Origin of the sequence: Paenibacillus nasutitermitis (assembly GCF_014641075.1) — a bacterium.
Classification (GTDB): Bacteria; Bacillota; Bacilli; order Paenibacillales; family Paenibacillaceae; genus Paenibacillus_Z; species Paenibacillus_Z nasutitermitis.
In genome coordinates this window covers 446,387-464,648 of the sequence record NZ_BMHP01000001.1, presented here as the reverse complement: position 1 = coordinate 464,648, position 18,262 = coordinate 446,387, and the positions used below count along the sequence as shown (strand labels likewise).

The 18,262-nt window shown below is 49.1% G+C and carries 11 protein-coding genes; 2 read left to right on the top strand and 9 right to left on the bottom strand.

The window, feature by feature from the left end:
• Positions 1-110: 110 nt before the first annotated feature.
• The 8 genes from IEY46_RS01940 to IEY46_RS01905 all read right to left on the bottom strand — a co-directional run bounded on the left by IEY46_RS01940 (position 111) and on the right by IEY46_RS01905 (position 14,683).
• On the bottom strand, positions 111-914 hold the full coding sequence (locus IEY46_RS01940; RefSeq protein WP_188988616.1) for a hypothetical protein: 804 nt from the start codon (positions 912-914) through the stop codon (positions 111-113).
• Positions 915-1,117: 203 nt separating this feature from the next.
• Positions 1,118-1,897, bottom strand: a complete 780-nt coding sequence (locus IEY46_RS01935; protein WP_188988614.1) for a class I SAM-dependent methyltransferase — start codon at positions 1,895-1,897, stop codon at positions 1,118-1,120.
• Between the two features lie 189 nt (positions 1,898-2,086).
• Entirely contained in the window at positions 2,087-4,279 is a 2,193-nt protein-coding gene (locus tag IEY46_RS01930) for an ATP-dependent helicase (protein ID WP_188988612.1), read from the bottom strand.
• Positions 4,280-4,303: 24 nt separating this feature from the next.
• The gene (locus IEY46_RS01925; RefSeq protein WP_188988609.1) at positions 4,304-5,101 is read right to left on the bottom strand and encodes a VOC family protein; all 798 of its coding nucleotides are present in this window, start codon (positions 5,099-5,101) and stop codon (positions 4,304-4,306) included.
• Positions 5,102-5,252: 151 nt separating this feature from the next.
• Positions 5,253-11,006 carry a glycoside hydrolase family 78 protein gene (locus tag IEY46_RS01920; protein ID WP_188988608.1) on the bottom strand — a complete coding sequence of 1,918 codons (5,754 nt, stop codon included), beginning with the start codon at positions 11,004-11,006 and terminating at the stop codon, positions 5,253-5,255.
• Between the two features lie 727 nt (positions 11,007-11,733).
• Positions 11,734-12,846 carry an S-layer homology domain-containing protein gene (locus IEY46_RS01915; protein WP_188988606.1) on the bottom strand — a complete coding sequence of 371 codons (1,113 nt, stop codon included), beginning with the start codon at positions 12,844-12,846 and terminating at the stop codon, positions 11,734-11,736.
• A 271-nt stretch (positions 12,847-13,117) separates the two neighbouring features.
• Positions 13,118-14,275 carry a glycosyltransferase family 4 protein gene (locus tag IEY46_RS01910; RefSeq protein WP_188988604.1) on the bottom strand — a complete coding sequence of 386 codons (1,158 nt, stop codon included), beginning with the start codon at positions 14,273-14,275 and terminating at the stop codon, positions 13,118-13,120.
• Positions 14,276-14,398: 123 nt separating this feature from the next.
• Positions 14,399-14,683 carry a hypothetical protein gene (locus IEY46_RS01905; protein ID WP_188988602.1) on the bottom strand — a complete coding sequence of 95 codons (285 nt, stop codon included), beginning with the start codon at positions 14,681-14,683 and terminating at the stop codon, positions 14,399-14,401.
• A 202-nt stretch (positions 14,684-14,885) separates the two neighbouring features.
• On the opposite strand from IEY46_RS01905, the gene asd reads away from it, so the two are divergent.
• A complete protein-coding gene (asd, locus tag IEY46_RS01900; protein ID WP_188988600.1) occupies positions 14,886-15,674 on the top strand; it encodes an archaetidylserine decarboxylase in 789 nt (262 codons plus the stop codon).
• A 224-nt stretch (positions 15,675-15,898) separates the two neighbouring features.
• On the opposite strand, the gene pdxR is transcribed toward asd, so the two are convergent.
• Entirely contained in the window at positions 15,899-17,479 is a 1,581-nt protein-coding gene (gene pdxR / locus IEY46_RS01895) for a MocR-like pyridoxine biosynthesis transcription factor PdxR (protein WP_229750001.1), read from the bottom strand.
• A gap of 108 nt (positions 17,480-17,587) precedes the next feature.
• Between pdxR and IEY46_RS01890 the strand changes: the two genes are divergently transcribed.
• Complete coding sequence (locus tag IEY46_RS01890; protein WP_188988598.1) at positions 17,588-18,217, top strand: pyridoxamine 5'-phosphate oxidase family protein; 630 nt, start codon at positions 17,588-17,590, stop codon at positions 18,215-18,217.
• The last annotated feature ends 45 nt before the right edge of the window (positions 18,218-18,262 follow it).

Sequence of the window (18,262 nt, the reverse complement as noted above, 5' to 3'; positions counted from 1 at the left end):
AAAATAAAAAAAACCGGCTGTTGCCCAAATTCAGGCAAGCTGCCGATTTAAAATTTTCCATTATCGCGGGACAGCAGCATCGGGTCGACTGGAAGTCCGGCCGTCAAGACTTACGTCAGCATCATTTGTACGCCTTTGGAAAGCGTAGCCATATATAGCTCCGTTCCCAGCCAGTCGATATCCGTTACCGGCACGCCTGGTTTTACGGAAAATAGCGTCAGCCTGTCCCCAAGCTTTCCGATGCGGTAAAGCCCCTTGTCCGTGCATACATACACCCGTGCATGCTTGGAAATGACCGAGAAAATGAAAATATCGGGAAACTGAATTGTGCTGAAGCCTCCTTGGCCATTGCTGACAACGAGTTCCCCTTTCACAGTTGAACCAAACAGATTATCTTTGGTGGCGGCCAGCGCCGTAACCCCGAACCCAAGCTCAAACGCAGCCCAGCGGTCTGTTATCCGGTCGTACATGCTGATGCCATGATCAAGTCCAATATATAAATAGTGGGGTGTAAATAAAAAATCATAGACGATGGTATTTTTGTAGGCGGATTCCTTCCAGTTGTCCCCCGATTTATAATAAAGGCCTGATTGGGTGGCGGCAAAGCCGTAACCCCATTCTTCCTTATATTGGTAACAAGGATGGCCAACCTCTTCAACCTGCCATTCGGTGGTCTTTAGGCGGAACAAGCCTTTATTCGTGCAGGCGTAGGTAACGCCGCCGGACATTTGCAGCCGGTTCACCGCCGTACCTTCCGGAAGGCCGTCGGATAGGAGACGCCAGACTTCGTTTCCGCATTTCAGGAATATCCCCTGTCCCGGCGAAGCCGCTACAAGGCTCCGGTCGCTGCGCACAATAACCGAGGAAAAATGCAGCGGGAACTTCTGCCTGTTTATATAGAAATCGGGCAACATGGATACTTTCAGCTCCTTGGCTCTTATTAGGTATAGGAATAGTTCCATCTTAATTGATAATGATTATCAGTGTCAACCTAAACCTGATATTCCTTTTGATTCTCATCTCAAAAAGCCCGTGTTAACTGGCACGGGCTTTTTGGGATGATTGTTCTTTTCTATTATTGGACAAGCTCCGGGTTGACCGCTTATCGCGTCTGACGCTACTTTTTTATACCTTGAAATACGAATTTCTGATTGCCATGAGTCGGTTTTTTCCCATTCTCAAAGTCGGCGGAAATCGTAACCTGTTGGAATCCGATGCTTTGCAATATAAACTTGAATTCCTCCAAACCGTACCAGCGGATGGCAACACGCTGCAATTCCGATTGAATCAGCTTTCCCTTCCGCCACTTCTCATATTTCAGATAAGAGACTTTGTACTGATGGAAAAACAGATCCGCTTCCACGCATTTGCTCTCCATAGTAATGATATCGCCACCTGGAAGATGATGAGTTGCTACCCCCTCATATTTGCCGACCTCAGCCGTACGAGTATTGTGATCTGGAAGAAATAAATCAAGGATGAGCCGGCCGCCGGGCTCCAGATGCTCATAAAGCTTTTCTAAAACAATTAATGCCGCTTCACGCTGTTCAATCAACAAAAACGACCCGCCGGGAATAATGATGGCTTCATATTTCTGAGGCAATGAAAGGGCCTGCAGATCGGCTTCATATAACTGGCAGCTTAGTCCGCGTTCGTCGCAGCGTCTGCGGCAGGAAGCCAGCATTTCCGGTGAATAATCGACGCCATCAACAGTAAGGCCGGATTCAAGCAAAGGAATCAATACTCTTCCGGAGCCGGCCATGGCTTCAAGAATACGCCCCTTGGTGTGCTTTAACTCATTCCGGTAATAGTCGATATCGCCATCAATGGACTGGCCGATCTTTTTTGTATGATCGTAAACCTCAGTGCATAGTTCCCCATAATAACTAAAAGACATATGTGTTTTCCCTCCATATTTTGAGTTTTGCTCGGAAGGGAATAAGTATCGCTTAACGATTATCCCATCCGTACCTCTACATTCATTCGGTGAACAATGGAATTGCAGACTTTCATATTAATCACTCTCTTTCTTTTTTCGAATGCTTAATTATGACATTGCAGGTGCAATTTGGGCAACTATTGATTTCTACTCAACTGGCGTCAATATCCCTTTGTCCAGACAAGTCTGAAGCGAAAGCGCCTTGGCCCCGGTCTGGAATTCAATATGGACACGCTCTTCAGTCAGCTTCATAATTTCACCGCGGCCAAACACGCGATGCTCGATTATCCGGCCGATCACGAGGTCGCTCCGCTGTGTGAGCGCATTCGGGTCCATGGGGCTTTCCGGTTCTTCCGTTCTCACGGTCAGCTTGGCGGGGTTTAGCAGTCTTGCAACCTCGCCGACGAATGCGGACTCGTCCATTTTCACCCCATCGCGGTATTTGTAGGTTAACAGCTCCAGATGACGTTTCGCTCTTGTCATCCCCACATAGAACAGGCGGACGGCCTCCTCCATCGGTTCGGCATTCCCTTCCGTCTGCTGTTTCATATCCTCTGCCGAGGGGATGACGCCCGCAACCAGGTCTATCATATAAACCGTCTCGAATTCCAGCCCCTTGGCGCTGTGAAAAGTCGATAACGTCACGACATTTTGATGGTTGTTGAAGCTGGAAGCTTTCATGACCGCCTCCAGATGTTTGAGTCTCCCCGCAAATTCCTCCATGCTTCCTAGGGTGCTTGCGATCTCTTCCAGCGTATTCAAATTGCCGATCAAATAATCCTTGCGAAAGCCGAGTCGATCCACCATCTTGTCAATCGCCTTGTCGTAACCCAGCTTGGTACGGATCACACGGATCGCTTCAAGCGGCGGCATCCCCTTCATCTGCTGCAGCGTTTCCTTGCATTCCTGAATCGGCTTGCGCTGATATTCCTGCAGATCCACATAACTCAACAGATTGTCAAAAACCGATTCGTTATTTTGAATTTCCCGCAGCACGCTCATCTGGTGCTTCGTGATATAGCCATTGAGCTTCGTATACACCTGCTCCAGAAGATCGTAACGTTTGTCCGTATAGGTCATCCGCATTATATTCAGCATGTCCTTGACGATCCAGTGGGAGAAGAACCGGTTATCCGAATCCTTCATATAAAAAGGCACTCCGGACCGCTCGCATTCATTCATCAGCATAATGGACGATGAGCTGTTCCGGTAAAGCACCGCGACCTCACGCAGCTCCGTCAGCTGATGGATATGTTCCACCACATATTTGGATTGATGATTATAATCGGTAAAATGGCGGATCGCAACCGGCTCATGAGCCTCATTGGCCGTAAACATATTCTTGTCATAGCGCTTCTTGTTGCGTTTGATAAAACCGTTCGCCACGCTCACAATATCCGCAGATGAACGGTAATTCTGTTCCATATACAAGATCACGGCGTCTGGATAAACATCCCGAAAATGAAGCAGGTACGAGGGCTCCGCGCCTCTCCAGCTGTAGATCGACTGATCGTCATCGGCTACCACGCACAGATTGCCATGCTCTCTTGCCAACTCCTCAATAATGGCATGCTGGATGAGCGAGGTATCCTGGCTTTCATCCGTCAGCAGGACATCATATCTTTGCTGGTATTTGCCCAGCAGTTCCCTGTTCATCTTCAGCACGTCGCCGGCTGTTGTCAGCATATCGTCAAAATCCAGCAGAAGCTTGCCCGAGCCGCTGCCGGAGCGCTTAAATTCCTCATAAGCAATGAGGATCCGCTCGGCCTGCTTCACTTCACAAGGGACCTGGGCCCATTTGTCGCTGGGAATCATTTTGTTCTTGATGTAGCTGATGTAGGTAGTCAATTCTTCCATCTGATCCTCTGTAATCAAGTTGCCGGTAATCGATTGGTACACATTGCGCAAAATGAGTTTCTTGTGAAGCTGCTGCGAATCATAGTTCTCCCCGGCTTGTTCTTTATTATCAAAATGTCCTTCAATAATCTGATACGCGGTTCGGGTCTGCCGGAAATGTTCCCGTACAATCTCGAAGGCGAGGCTGTGAATGGTCGAAAAGTCGATTGGCTTAAGTTCCGGGAACAAACGCTTGAAACGCTCCTTCATATCGAGTGCCGATGCCCTGCTGAACGTGACCGCCTTGATCCGCGACGGATCAACCTTTTTCTGCTGGATCAGATATCCGATCTTCATAATGATGGTCGTTGTCTTCCCTGATCCCGGAGAAGCCAGCAGCAGCAGTGCTCCCCCGGTCTGGAGAACGGCCTGCTTCTGGATATCATTCAGAGTGACACCCGTCTGCTCTTCCTTGCGCGCGAAAAAATCTTCTTTGGTTATCATAAATAATCCCTCAATCGTTTCTTGTTAATCCGTATCCGCGAGCGGCAGCTGAAGCAGCGACGGCAGCTCTTGGCCGAAACCAGGGTCCACTTTCAGACACAGATGGTAATCATTAATCATCAGGTGCAGCTCGCTTGCCGTAGCGGAAATTCGTTCATTCTCCCTCAAACGGCTGTCGATTTCCCGAAGAACTGCCGCATCCGGGACTCCCAATGTTACAAGCATTCGGGGTGGGAGCGCAAGCATGGCGATGGGGATCCATCTGCGCTGCTTCGACGCCAGTACGAAATGAGCTGTTCCGCCAATCGCAAAGGCAAAATCATCTAAGACCTTATCCAGTTTGATATTCATCAACTCCTGCAGCCGAGTCCGAAAATCACCCACGTCGTCAACGGGAAATCCGATCTCGCGCATATACAGCACACGCAAAGAGCCACTGGGGACGACAACATCCTCTTTAATATAAGGATGAGCGATCAGTTCCAGCAAGTTCCCGTCCCCATCGCGAAAATATATATTCCGTCCCTTATCAAAATCAACCACTTCCCTGCCGTCCGGCCATTTCTCAATCATGACCCCTTGCTGCTTCAAGAAAGCGGCGAGCTGGTCAAATTCCGAATACGGCACTTCAAATGCCAGATGCGCCGGAGCAATAGGCTCGTAGGCTTCTATGAATAGGATCGTACAATGCTCCGTCACCTGAAATTCAACCAGGCTCCCGGATTCCTGAACAATCGGCAGCAGCAAGCGCTCATGATAAAACTGTTTTACGCTGGGAATCGAGACTGTATTCAGCTGCAATTCTTTGAAATGGGTGATCATAAGATCCTTCCTTTCTCGTCTGAAGCTTATCTGCTCATTATAAACCCCTTCGCTCATTAAAAAAACCGCCGGGTTTGGATTCCCGGCGGTACGGTTTGGTTTACAGGTTTGATGCAGTCATACGCATGCCGGAACGGCATTTGCCTCCGGGTTATTGTCTCCGGTGAACACCTACCGTCTGCTGAACATTCCCGGCAATCGTTACCGTGACGTTCGCGGTTTTTTTAGTGCCGTTGTTATAAGTAGATGTAAAAGCAAACGTCAACGGGCCGTCCGCCAGCTTCTCGAAGCTCTCATCCCACAAGCTCCCGCTCCAACCTGTTCTACGCAAGTCTGCGGCATCCAGCTGTGAGATGAATCCATTCATTGTCACCTTAACCGCAACCGCCTGTGTTGCTGTTCCAGTCTCTGTCGTTTGAGCGTTCAACACAAACTTCTCTCCTGCCCAGAAGACCTCATACCCACGCGGACTGTTCGCGCTGCCGCTTTGTTTCGTATTGTATTCTTTGCGGCGCTGATCCCATAAATCTGTGTGACGTACCTGCCCATATACTGCAAGCGGCAGTACCGGAATATCCTTGTGTACTGTCACCGGCGGCGCTTTTCCATCCAGCACCGTGAGCTCCACCTTGTAAGTCCCCACCTTGACTGTTCGGAAGGTCGGCCCGGATTGCGGATAAGGACTGTTCAGAACCGAGGCGAAGGTTTGGGATCCTCCATCCGGATCTTTGACAACATAGGAAACCTGCAGCGTATCCAGATCCGGATCGTCAATCGTATGGCGGATCTGAACGGTATCGCCCTCATAAACCGGCTTGGGAGTCCAGTCAAAATTAGCCGTCGGCGGCTGATTGGTCTCGATATAGAAATATTTCGGATCGCTCCAATTGCCCCAATCATAACCGTCATATGCACGTACTTTCACATACATATATACATGCTCCGGCAGATCATCCGCTGGCCGCCAGGATCTTATATTGCCCGGCTTGATATCGGTGTCCCGGTACAGAAGCCCGCCGTACTTGAAAATCTGAAGCTGATAACGGGTCTGAACATCTCCGTCTGCATCCTGATACGACCAGTCAAAAGCTGGGCGGAATTCCTTCAGTTTCGTCGGATTATTCTGGTCTGTGCTTCCCGGGACCGTTATTTGAGCTACCGGCAGCCGGTTCACGATATTCACCTGCCGGTTGAACTGCGCCTCTACCCCCGTAGAATCCTGGACCACCTGGCGGATATTAAAGGTACCCAGTGTATTGAAGACTTTGGTCCAGAATGTTCGTGAAGTGCTTTGCAGCGATTCGCCATCACCCGTCGTCACATTGCGAATGTAATACTCATGCGGCAGATTCTCACGACCGCCATCTTCGGCGTCATAGGCCGTTGAATCAATGACAACCGGGACGCTCCGATAGGTGTTCATATAGCTTGTCGTAAAGCCGGGAACAGGCGGCGTGTTCGGCGTTGGTATCGTTGAGATGTCCAGGGACACAACGGTATAGTCCGACCATGCGCCGTATTCATCCTTCACTGCCATGCCGATTTCGTAATAACCCCGTTCCTGCGGGGTGACAAGTTTTTCAAACACAATATTTCCGGAAGGCGTCTGGTAATAGAACTTCTTCTCGATCACGCCTCGGGTCACTCGGTAATCGATGGTAGACGGTTCTGTCGAGTAATTCGTTGGACTAAGGTACCGGTCCGGATCAAAGCTGCTGTCCGTCCAGATCAGCTTGCCGCCAGCTCCCGGAACAACGGTGAACTGGGATACCGGCCTGCGGTGAACCGTGACCTTTTTGCCAAATGCATTCGAGTTTTTACGGTAAGCATCAAAGGTCATATTCGGATACGGATAGCTTGGATTCGGATCATCCTTTGCTTGCAGCGTAACGATATAGTCTCCTACCTTGTCAAAGGTCAGCTGTTCGGAATTGAAGGTTTGGCCATTTTTGGCCGACACGCCCTGGTTATTGATGAACCGCGGCGTATGCTGAATATTCCAGCGGTAGGAGCCGGCTTTGGGGTCGCCTTCCGGATCCATAAACAGGATATTCTTGTAGATAACGTCCGCCGTGGCCGTGCCTTCATCCCAAATTGCATAGCTGTCCGACCATTCGATTTTGTTCTGGACGGCTTTGTATGTGAAGGCGCTGAACGTGACGAAGGATTTATCGCTGAAATATCCGAAACGCCCTTCCGCATAAGAACCGTCCGCGGCCGTCAGCAGCGGAATATTGTTGAGAAACACATCGATCTGGTCTCCTACCGTTTTGATCTTCACGGCATAACTTTTGTTCGATTCGAACGGATACGATCCGGCTTTGAGCAGGATTGCACTGCCGTTCACATATTTCATCAGATTGAACATGTGACCATCCGTTTCAAGGGCATACCGGTTGCGCGTATCCTGCATCCGGAACGAGAATCCCGTCATCTCCCGGTCATAGCCCACATCCTCCATTCGTAAGCTGAACTTCATCTCGACATCGTTCAGCGACAGATCGGAGACAAATTGGCCGCTGGTAAAGGTTTTCTTGACGAGTGGCGTTGTCGTGGGAGTTCCCTTCGCCAAGCCTAAAGCATAACCTCGGTTGGCCTCAAACTGCACGTAAGCGAGAACACCATCTCCCACATACTCACTAATCCATTGGCCGCCGTTGGTTCCCCAGTTACAAAGATTCACTTGGGATGTACGAGTGCCACTTGGATTAAATACTTCGATTGGAGAACTGCCACAAGTGTTAGATTTGCCTGTGGATGTGTTGGTTTGATATCCGTCAGCAGTCATTGATCTATTTTGGCCAGCGACATAATTTCCAGCCCAATCCAAGGTGTAAACAGTAGCTCCATTTGCTCCATACCGGTACGGAGAGTCCTGAGTTCCATTGTATAATGTCCGGCTTTTTATCGTCCCGGAATTTGTATTGATGATAGAATAGGCAGTCTCGCCGTTTACGGATACCTGATTGTAATCGCTCACCGTAATCTCATTTTTAATGGGGTTAATAGCAAGACCGTTAAAACGTTGATTACTTGGTCCCCCGCCGTTAAGATCCTGACCGGTATAGCCGCTTGTTGAAGCTGCAGTCAAATAAGTTCTCCAGGCCAATGTCATATCCGGGTTGTACTTAGTAACGTTCATATCCCGGTAATGATGAAAATTGGATCCTTGTGAGTCATACCCTTCATAGGTGTAAATGGCACCGGCCGGATCAGTAAATAATGTCCGAGCTACTGTATACTTCATATCCATGCCTGATAAACTCGCGCGTGGTGATGGTATGGACCAATCCCTCAATTGCTTTACGGTCAAATCGGGACTGATTTCTCTCCATTGTGTACTTGAGGACGCGGTTTTGGTGAAATTATCCCTTCGCAGCATCAACTTACTGCCATTTGCATGACTGATATACCAATTGCCGTAGTCATTCACAACATCTAGTCCCATATCGGCAAAACTTTTGGTCGCCAATTGATTTCCTGTACGGGCATCCAGAACCGTCATCGTCCTCGCATTTGCAACGTAAATGTACCGATCGGCAAATTCCCATTCTACTGCTCCCCCCCAATTAGTGGGTAGAGAAAAGGTTTTGAAATACGTATATGGCGATCCGTTTCTATAACGGTATAGTAAACTACCACCAGTACCGTAAGTTTCTTGCTCTGATAATTTTGATGGATCAAGGGCATAAATGGTCGATGAAACAATCTTATTGTTTTGATAATTATATTCATCAAAATAAATGGTTTTTTTGTTTGATCTGATTTTATTTGTTTCATAAAACAGCACATGAATATTATCTTTTCCGATTACCAAATCGGATAATGCTGGATTAAAACTCTCTGCAGCTCGCCAAGGAGAAAGCCGGTTATTTCCATATCCATTATCCGACAAATCAAATGCGTCGTACCAAGTTGTAAACGAATTGTATTCGATGTAAGGATAAGACCTCTGATTACCGAAATTGCGGCCTTCCCCGCTGATCAGGCTGCCGCCCGATGGCTGCCACAAATTGTTTTTATTGTACACTTCCTGCGTATCGTTCGTAATGTAGACCGGCCAGTTCATCATCACTTCCGGGCGAATGGTCGTGGACGGATCCAGATCCGGCTGCGGATTCTTGCCTTCGACTTCAAAGGAAACCTCCGGTGCATTGTTGACAACATCCAACGTCAACGTCGCCTCGGCGGTTTTGGAGGTATCCCCCCACTGGCCAAACTCCTCGGTCACCTTCACATAAAAGAGATACTTCCCGACCTTGTCCGGATTAATCGTCAGCTTGTCCAGCCGTCCTGTAATCGGTTGCCAGGCATCATCGGCAAAGCCGTTATTATTGGCATCGTACTTATACTTGTACTCGGCTTTTACAATTTGGTCGCCATCCGGGCTGGAGGATTTATTGAGAATGACGGTCGGTTCATTCCGGATACCGAGCGGCGGTACATCGAGCTTCGCAATTGGCGGCAAATCCGGCTTGACGATGATCTCGCAGGTCGAGGGTGAGACAGATTTCAATCCCTTGGTATCATAGACATGCAGAGATACCTGCACGGTAATATCGTGATCGGTGCCGTTCGTGTAGGATGTCAATTTATTCGTCCATTCATCACGTCCGTGGTTAATCGATCTTCCCGGAACGGGACTATAGCTTGCGCTTGCATCAAAGGCAGATGCAGGTACAACATGATTCTCAATCACCGTGGCGGGACATCGGGCAACGGGGATCGGGTTTTCCGGCCGGACAGTTATGTAGGTCGAGGCTTGTGTTGACAATCCCCACACATCATGAATCTGCGCGCTCACCTGATGGATACCGCTCGTGTCCATCTTGATGTTATACATGCCCCAGGGGACAACCGTATACTTGGCCGGTAAAGATTTGATCCACGGCGACTCGCTGGAGCTGAAGAAAAATTCATCGAAATAAATCGAATCACCGTCCGGATCCATTGGTGTAGGAACAGATGGATCCTGGATGACCACCAGGTTCAACGTAGTTCCTTCAATCACTTCATGAACAGGAACGGTTGGCCGCGAGGGATCCACAAAGGCGATTTGGAACTGTGGCGGATTATTCTGTGCGGGTCCCGTAACGGTCAGCGTCTTGGGCCCTACCCACTTCTCCCCGCAGCTGGTTGTGATTTTCATTGAAACTTGATGGGTCCCTACCCCGATAATCGAAGGATAGGTGTTGTACGTGTATGTAGAGTCTTTTGCTTGACCCACGACATCGGGTCCGATCCAGGTAAGGCCGCGCTGGATTTTAAAGGAATGGGATATGTAGGTGCAGCCCTGTAATTGAAAATCTTTTGGATGTAAGGTGAATGAATCCCGGTAAGAAATCGTTCCAGGAAGGACATCAAAGTCGCCAGTAAAGTTCTTGTCGCCCGGGTCCGGTGGAGGCGTGTCACCCGGTTTGAATGAACGGGATACTTCATTGTTGTCTTTTCGCGTTTCAGTAATTGCATTTGCACTGTCTACTATGAAACGAAAGGTTTTCGTATTTGAATTAGTAAACGTATACGTGAATGAGATTTCCAAGATTCCGCTATTTTGCGGTGTCGTGGACCGTGATGTTAAGTACACAGTGTTCCCTAATTCATCCATGACCTTTAGATTGTAGGGTGTATTGATTGCCGGTCCAACATTATGAAATTGGGCTCGAAAGGTCGTTGTTTTATTGACTTCAATTGTGCCGCTCGGAATAATTTCATCGGCAATGAGATCAGTTAATGTCGTTATGTCAGAGCTTGTATAGGTAACTTCAATCTCGAAATTAAGTACATACGTTTGTGCAGACCAGGTTGTTAGAGATTCTAAGACGTAGGTTCTACCTTGAACCGGATAACCAAGGCTATTATCAGCATCATAGTCAATTCCTTCGATGTTGTATGTGCTATTCATAGGTTTATGTACTTTTAAATATCCATAACCGTCTTTTCCCTTTCCGTAATAATCGATAACCATACCCCGTTGTTTTGGGGTGGCTGAGGTAATAGTAATAGAACTTGGTTCGACTAATGATTTAGAGATTTCTTCTTTTAATTCTGTTTTAAATATTGAAGGAGCAGTTATTCCATCAGACCAAGATGCTGCCGATCCGTCTGAGTATCGAAGTGGATCAGGAATTTTTACTCCACTGTCATCATTCACAGGGAAAAGTCCTGGATAATTAGATACGCCTCCTGATATTGTTGATGAGTCTGCAGTAAACTGATATGTGCCGAGCTCTGGCAGGCTAGTTCTCCATGAATTTCCAGAACTTGTACGCCAAATCGCGTGGAACATATTTGACGGTGCTTCACCGGTTAGTAATACTGCATCTCCATTCAAGCCTTCTATGCTTATTTTTTTTGTTGCTGGATCATATGGATCTAGCTGCCCTTTGTGAATACCATTTTTTGTTAGTTTATACGACTTAACTTCATAGCCTGTAAACTGCGGGACAGTAACTGAAATGTCTCGTAAATAGGTTGGTGAATATTTTTGATATCCTGCTAAATTTGATGAATTTATAATCAATGGTTCTAAGGGATTACTATCTGCAAAAGAAACGCTAGGCATTAATGAAAGACATATTGAAATCAGTAATATTATTGTATGAAGACGTTTCATGTCTTTCCCCTCTTAATTATAATATTTTTCCGTCTTTTGATAAAGTAAAGTAAGATGTGCTGCCGATCAATTGGAAGTACCAAAACATCTCATTGTGCGATTTGATTTCTGTGAGTTTATTTTTGCTAAGTGTGACTAAAAACCAAGTAGATATTTTATTGATTTTATCCATATGCAAGGACGTAACGTTGCTTATTGGGGTCATAATTCCCGAGTCTTTTGGAATAACCGTTCTGGTAAAGAATGGATTGCCAACTAAATAGTTGAAATAGAGTTCTGTTTTAGGGATAATCTTTGTATTTTCCATTGTAATCTTAAATGCAACCAAGTAATCTCCCTTCCAATCCGTGCCGTCTACCTTTATCGCTCCATTAGCCCAATTTCTGTAGGGGCTATTTTTATCGTCCATGTCGATGATTAAAACCTGCTCAAATGTTCCTCTTACAGAGCTAGATAGATCTTGTTTATTTGGCAAAGCATCCATTTTCCCGCCCCACATAGTTTCCATATTCGTCCCTCTAAGCTCCACCTCGGCATAGGATGCTGCTCTTTTATCCATTGACAGCGTCTTACCATCCACCAACTGCAGCACACGGTCAATAATAACCGCGGCCTGGGCGCGGGTAGAGGACTCCGCTTTCCCTAATTCTCCGTTGGCCACGCCATTAATAATGCCGCGTTTGGTGGACTCGTACATAAGCTGTTTGTCATCTGAATTTTTAAAGGCCGGATCGACCGCCCGGACTGCTATTCGTGCTGTTTCCAGACGTGTAATCGGCTTCTCCCAACCGGAAGTGAAATCCTTGACATTGTATAATCCCGCAGTTTTGGCTGCGCTCACATAAGGCGCGAACCAGGTCTCCCCTTCTTTGCGCTCTTCAACCGACAAATCAAGTGCCACAACCATCATTTTCACAAGCTCGGAGCGTGTTACGGACTGGTTGGGTTTAAACGTTCCATCGGAAAACCCGTTCAGAATGCCATTCGCCACTAGTTTCTGTACCGATGCATAGTACCAATCTTTGGAGCGAACATCGCTAAAGCCTGCTGTTGCCGCAGGGGCTGCGAACGAAATTTGGGTGAAAAGCAGCGTGGCTGCCATCACCATTATGCTGATACGTTTTTTCATGTAAAATTCTCTCCTTTTCATTCATAACTGAATATCTCTCAGACTACCTCTTCAACCTACACCAGCATAATCCAATCTTTAGCATATTCTACCATCATCTCCTGGCATTCGACGATCTTTTTCCTTGTCCGAATACAAAAAAAAGCACCTGCCTGCAAGCTGAAAAAACAGCTTGCAAGCAGGTGCTTCCTGCTCATGCATCATTTATACCGGTCACTTTATTACTACCTATAATAACGGCATGCTCGACAAATGACAAGGATTAAATTCGTCAAAAACCGCTCTCGTTCAACAATTCCAGCCAGCGTGCCGCGGAATGGCCCCATGTGAAGTGCTGCTCCACACGCTCCCGGCTTCTGACTCCCATCGCCAATCTCAGGTAATCATTGCGCAGCAGGGTAAGCAGCCTTTCGCGTATTTGCGCTTCGACCTGCGCAGGCTCAACCAGATAACCCGTGACGCCATCCTCGATAATTTCTTTCATTCCGCCCGCCCGGGTCGCTATGACTGGCACTCCACAAGACATAGCCTCCACATTCACCAGTCCGAACGCCTCCCGATTGCCGGAGGGCACGACGGCGACATCCGCCGTCAGGAACCAGTCGGGCACCTCGGAATAAGGGGCATACGGAACAAATTGAACATGCCCCCGCAGCTGCTTGCCTATTCGATGAAGCTCACGCACATACGCCGTCTGTCTGCTTGATCCGTAGAAGGCTCCGCCTACAATGACAAGCAATGCCGAAGGATGCTCTCTAATCAGCTCCGGCATCATCCGCAGCAGGTGATGCACACCTTTCTTGTGGATCAGCCGCCCCATAAACAATATCACATTCCGCCCGTTCCAGCCCCTCTCGGAACGAAGCTGGTTTCGGCGAAATGCCCCATCGAGAGTAAACTGCGATTGGAAACGACCGGTATCCACACCCGGGTATACAACTCTGAGCTTATGCGCATAATCCGGTACACGTGCAGCTACCACACCGCGCAAATATTCACTGTTCACCAGCACCTTATCCGCTGCCTGAAAGCTCCGGACAAGCGCAGCCGGGCGGATCGAATGCTGACCGATAAAAGTCGACGAATGCAAATGCAGCCAGTACCGCCCGGAAGGCCGCTGTTTCATCAGCTTGAGCACCAAGCCCGGCCGATTCTCGATTTCCGTAATATCCGGTTTGAAGCGTCTGATTGATCGTCCAACCTGCTGCACATATTTCCGCTTGTCAGCCGCCGGAAACCGCTCGCATCTCACGGCCCCCAAGCTGCCTATACGAGGGAGATTCCGGCTGCTGCGGCCATATATACGCGCTTCCACCGATGTGCCCACCAGCGGTGCAAGCTTCTCGATGACACGTTCGACCGAGCTGCTGTTTGCCGACGGCAGCGGAAAAGTGCCTGGTGTTACGAATGCAATTTTGGGGCGCCTCATCGTAAATAACCAGCTCCTTTCATAAGAAGCCTCAACTGGAATTTCAATATTTTTAGCATACGTTTCTACTAGCTTCCTTGAACCCGGCAATATCCTATAACAGGACATGACCGGTGAAGCCGCCTACCGACCGGCCAATCTCTCCAGAAGCAAACGAAGACCATAGGGTCCCAGATAAGCACCGCATGCCAGAAACACCGGGTCCATCAACACCTCATGTACCTGGGTCATGAATACGGTATGATCCAGGAGCGTCCGGATCACGCTTCGGGCTGCCAGAGAAAAGAAACCGATATACGCAACAACAGCAATCGCATCGACAGCTTTTTCCAATTCACGTTTCCACTTGCACAAGCAATACAGCAGGCAGCCTCCCATAATCAGGCCAGCCAGGATGATTACCACCATCAGCTTTCACCTCACTAGAATAGCATCTGCAACAATAGCCTGGCCTAAACCTGATGGATCACGTTCTCTATTGATTAATCAGATGTGATATGTCAAACTTATCCGAAAGAAGTTAGATGAAATCGAATAAGGACTAGGCAACCCTTTTCCTTTCTGCTAATTTAGAGTAATTGCAAGCGAAGAGAGGACGTGAATTTCCGGCATGACCAAATGGCTGCTTCGATCGATGACGGAGCTGAGCTCCCGCAAATGGATTTCTCGATTAACCGGTCGGTTTGCCCAGTCAGGCGCTAGCCGGCGCTTAATTCCAAGATTCTCACGCATCTATGGGATCCGCGTAGAAGAAGCCGAGAAACGGCTTGAAGAATACAGTACCCTCAACGAATTTTTCACCCGCCGGTTAAAACCGGGCCTGCGCAATGTGGATACCGATCCGGATGCCGTTGTAAGTCCCGTTGATGCTTTGATCACCGGATGCGGACCAATTGAAGCCGGTACCATCCTCAATGTCAAAGGACAGGATTATACGGTGGAAGAGCTGCTGAACCGCTCTCCACGGACAGATAACTATAAGAATGGCTACTATATCGTGCTATATCTCAGTCCGACCGATTACCATCGGATTCATACCCCGGTTGAAGGTACTATTGTGGAACGAGAGCATGTGCCCGGCAAAGTATATCCCGTCAATGAGTTTGGCCTGCGTCATATGCGCAGGGTTCTTAGCCGCAATGAACGGCTGATAACCTATATCCGCCATGCTCATGCCGAGTCGGCTGTCGTTAAGGTAGGGGCAATGAACGTGAGCAGCATCAAATATGTAGAGCCCCTTCATAATAAGGTGGAGAAGGGCGAAGAACTGGCCTATTTCGAATTTGGCTCTACCGTCGTGCTGCTGCTGGAGGAGAATACGTTCACTCCGCGTCCGGATTTGACAACTGGTCTGAAAGTTTCGGTTGGCGAAAGGCTCGGCGCAATGCTGGTTCCCTAAGCACGAATGTATTGGAGCAGCATCTGCAAGTAAAATAACCGCACCGCCACAAACCAAAAAGCGTGATGCGACTTGCAGGAGAACTCCGTTTAACCCTGCTTGACTCGCATCACGCTTTTTTTATATGGCCACCCGTTGACTATCGTCCTTGTTTGCCCCTTCTGCCATCCTCAACATAAAATCGTGCGCCCCCACCTGTCCGCTGCACTGGCTATAACCCGCTCCTATAATAAACGCACAACCTGTTCCATCCGACGAACCCCCAGATCCAGAAGCTCCTCGCTCAAATGGGCAAAACCGAACAATCCCGCCCTGACCTCCGGTTCATTCAACCATAAGCCGCCGTCATCCGTGAAATGAACCCCCGCTGCCGCACAGCCTTCACGGAACCGTTCATAATCGCCCGCTTCTCCGCGCCACTGCGCATATAGATGCAGACCTGCATCGACAGGAACAATCCGCAGCCAGCGGCCCAGCCGGAGACTCATCTGCTCACGCAGACAAATCAGTCTTCTTCCGCAAACACGTTTCATCCGGCGTAAATGTCTGGCATAGCTGCCGCTGTTCATAAAATTCGCCAGCGCACGTTGTTCGGCAAGGCCGGCTGGCCGGGGCTCGATCAATGATTTCGCCAGACGAAACGGCTCCACCAGCGATTCCGGAACGACAACATAACCGATTCTTAAGTCCGAGAACATTGTCTTGGAGAAAGTGCCGACATATACGACCCGCCCTTCGCGGTCCAGCGCCTTCAGCGGCTCGGACGGGCGACCGCCCCAGCGGAGCTCGCTGTCATAGTCATCTTCGATAATGACGGCCTGGCGCCGTACGGCCCAGTCCAACAGCGCCTTTCTCCTGTCTGCGGACAGGACAGCTCCGCTTGGAAAATGCCTGGTCGGTGTAACGAACAGCAGCTTTGCAGGCCAATTGGAGAGGAGTATGCCCTGATCATCCACCCGCGCGGGAATAATGGTGCCTCCTGCGGCGCGGACGGCTCTGGCTGTTCCGGAATAACAGGGATCCTCAAGAACAACTGAAGTGCCGGGTGTAACCAGCAGCATGGACAGCAATGTGATCGCCTGCGCGGATCCGCTGGTCAGAAACAACTGTGAAGCGGATGCATGTATGCCTCTCTCCCGTCTTAGCTCCTGCAGCAGCGCTTCCCGCAGAGGCAAATAGCCTTCTACTTCTGCTGGCGGTAAGGGCCAATGGCTTGTCATCGCGCGAACTTCGGCATACAGCGAAGCCCGCCACTCCTCCACAGGGAACAGCTCCGGATCTACTTGGCCGATGCCAAAGTCGATCAAAGGCCTGTCTGATCTGCTGGCAGAAGCTGGTCCACCCGATTCGGCTTGTTCCGCTGATTTATCCCAATTTCCCGATTCGCGTTCTTCCGTCTCCTGCCGCTTCGTGATGCCCATGCTGTTGCCCGTGCTGCCGTCAAGACGCTCGGCCCAGTCGGACAGATGAATGATAGCATGCTGTCTTCCCTGCTCCTCCGCCTTGGCATGATCCTCCGCTGAGGATGGACGATAAGCGATGAATGTCCCGCTGCCTGTTTCGGTCCTTACATACCCTTCCGCAAGGAGCGTATCGTAAGCGATATTGACTGCGCCTCTCGACAATTCATACAGCTTCGCGAGCTTCCGGCTTGATGGCAGCCTGAAGCCCTCGGGCAGCGTTTCCGCGACAATAGCTTCCCGCAGCGCCTGATAGAGCGCCTCTGACTTCTTCCCGAGCTCCGTATAATAACGGTCATAGGCGATCCGCAGCTCCACTGTCATTCCCCCATCCAATTGGTTCAATAAAACAACTCTAAATTGGATCTTTTTAGTTGTCAATATTCGGGATATTATAGTGGACATAGCCAACTGATCGATAAACGGCCACTGGGGAAGAATGGGGATGATTCTATGCGGAGAAAGGAATTTGAAATGGATAGCCAGATTAATCAAGAGGAATGCTCCGGTTTTCTGAAGGAAATGAGTTTCGGATTTCTGGGCACGGTCGACCCGGATGGCATGCCGTGCATCACACCGCTGAATTTTGTCTTCCACAATGGGAGCCTGTATTTCCACGGCAGCCGGATCGGCGAAAAAATGACCAATCTGAGGAAGCAAGCTGGCGTAACCTTTGCAGTCGCCAAGGAATATGCCATCATTCCTTCCTATTTCTCCGATCCGCTTATGGCCTGCCCGGCGACCTCCTATTTCAAATCCGTCCGTATAGACGGCCAGGCCGTCGCTGTCGATGATCCCCATGAGAAAGCAGAGGTGCTGGAGGCACTGATGCGCAAGCTCCAGCCTGAGGGCGGGTATAAGACAATCGATGCCGGAGATGCCGATTATATTCCCCGTCTTAAAGGTGTGGCGATCGTCAGGATCGATGCTTCCAGGATGGTCGGAAAGTTCAAATTCGGGCAGAATTTAAAATCCTCCAAACGGGAGTCGCTCACGAAAGGTCTGGAAAACCGCGGATTGCCGCAGGATACCGAAACGATCGAGCTCATGAGACGCTTCTGCCCTCATTCTATTGGAGACTAGCCGCTAATCGCATTTCTCCCTTTATAAGAATAAGGCCCCGCCCGC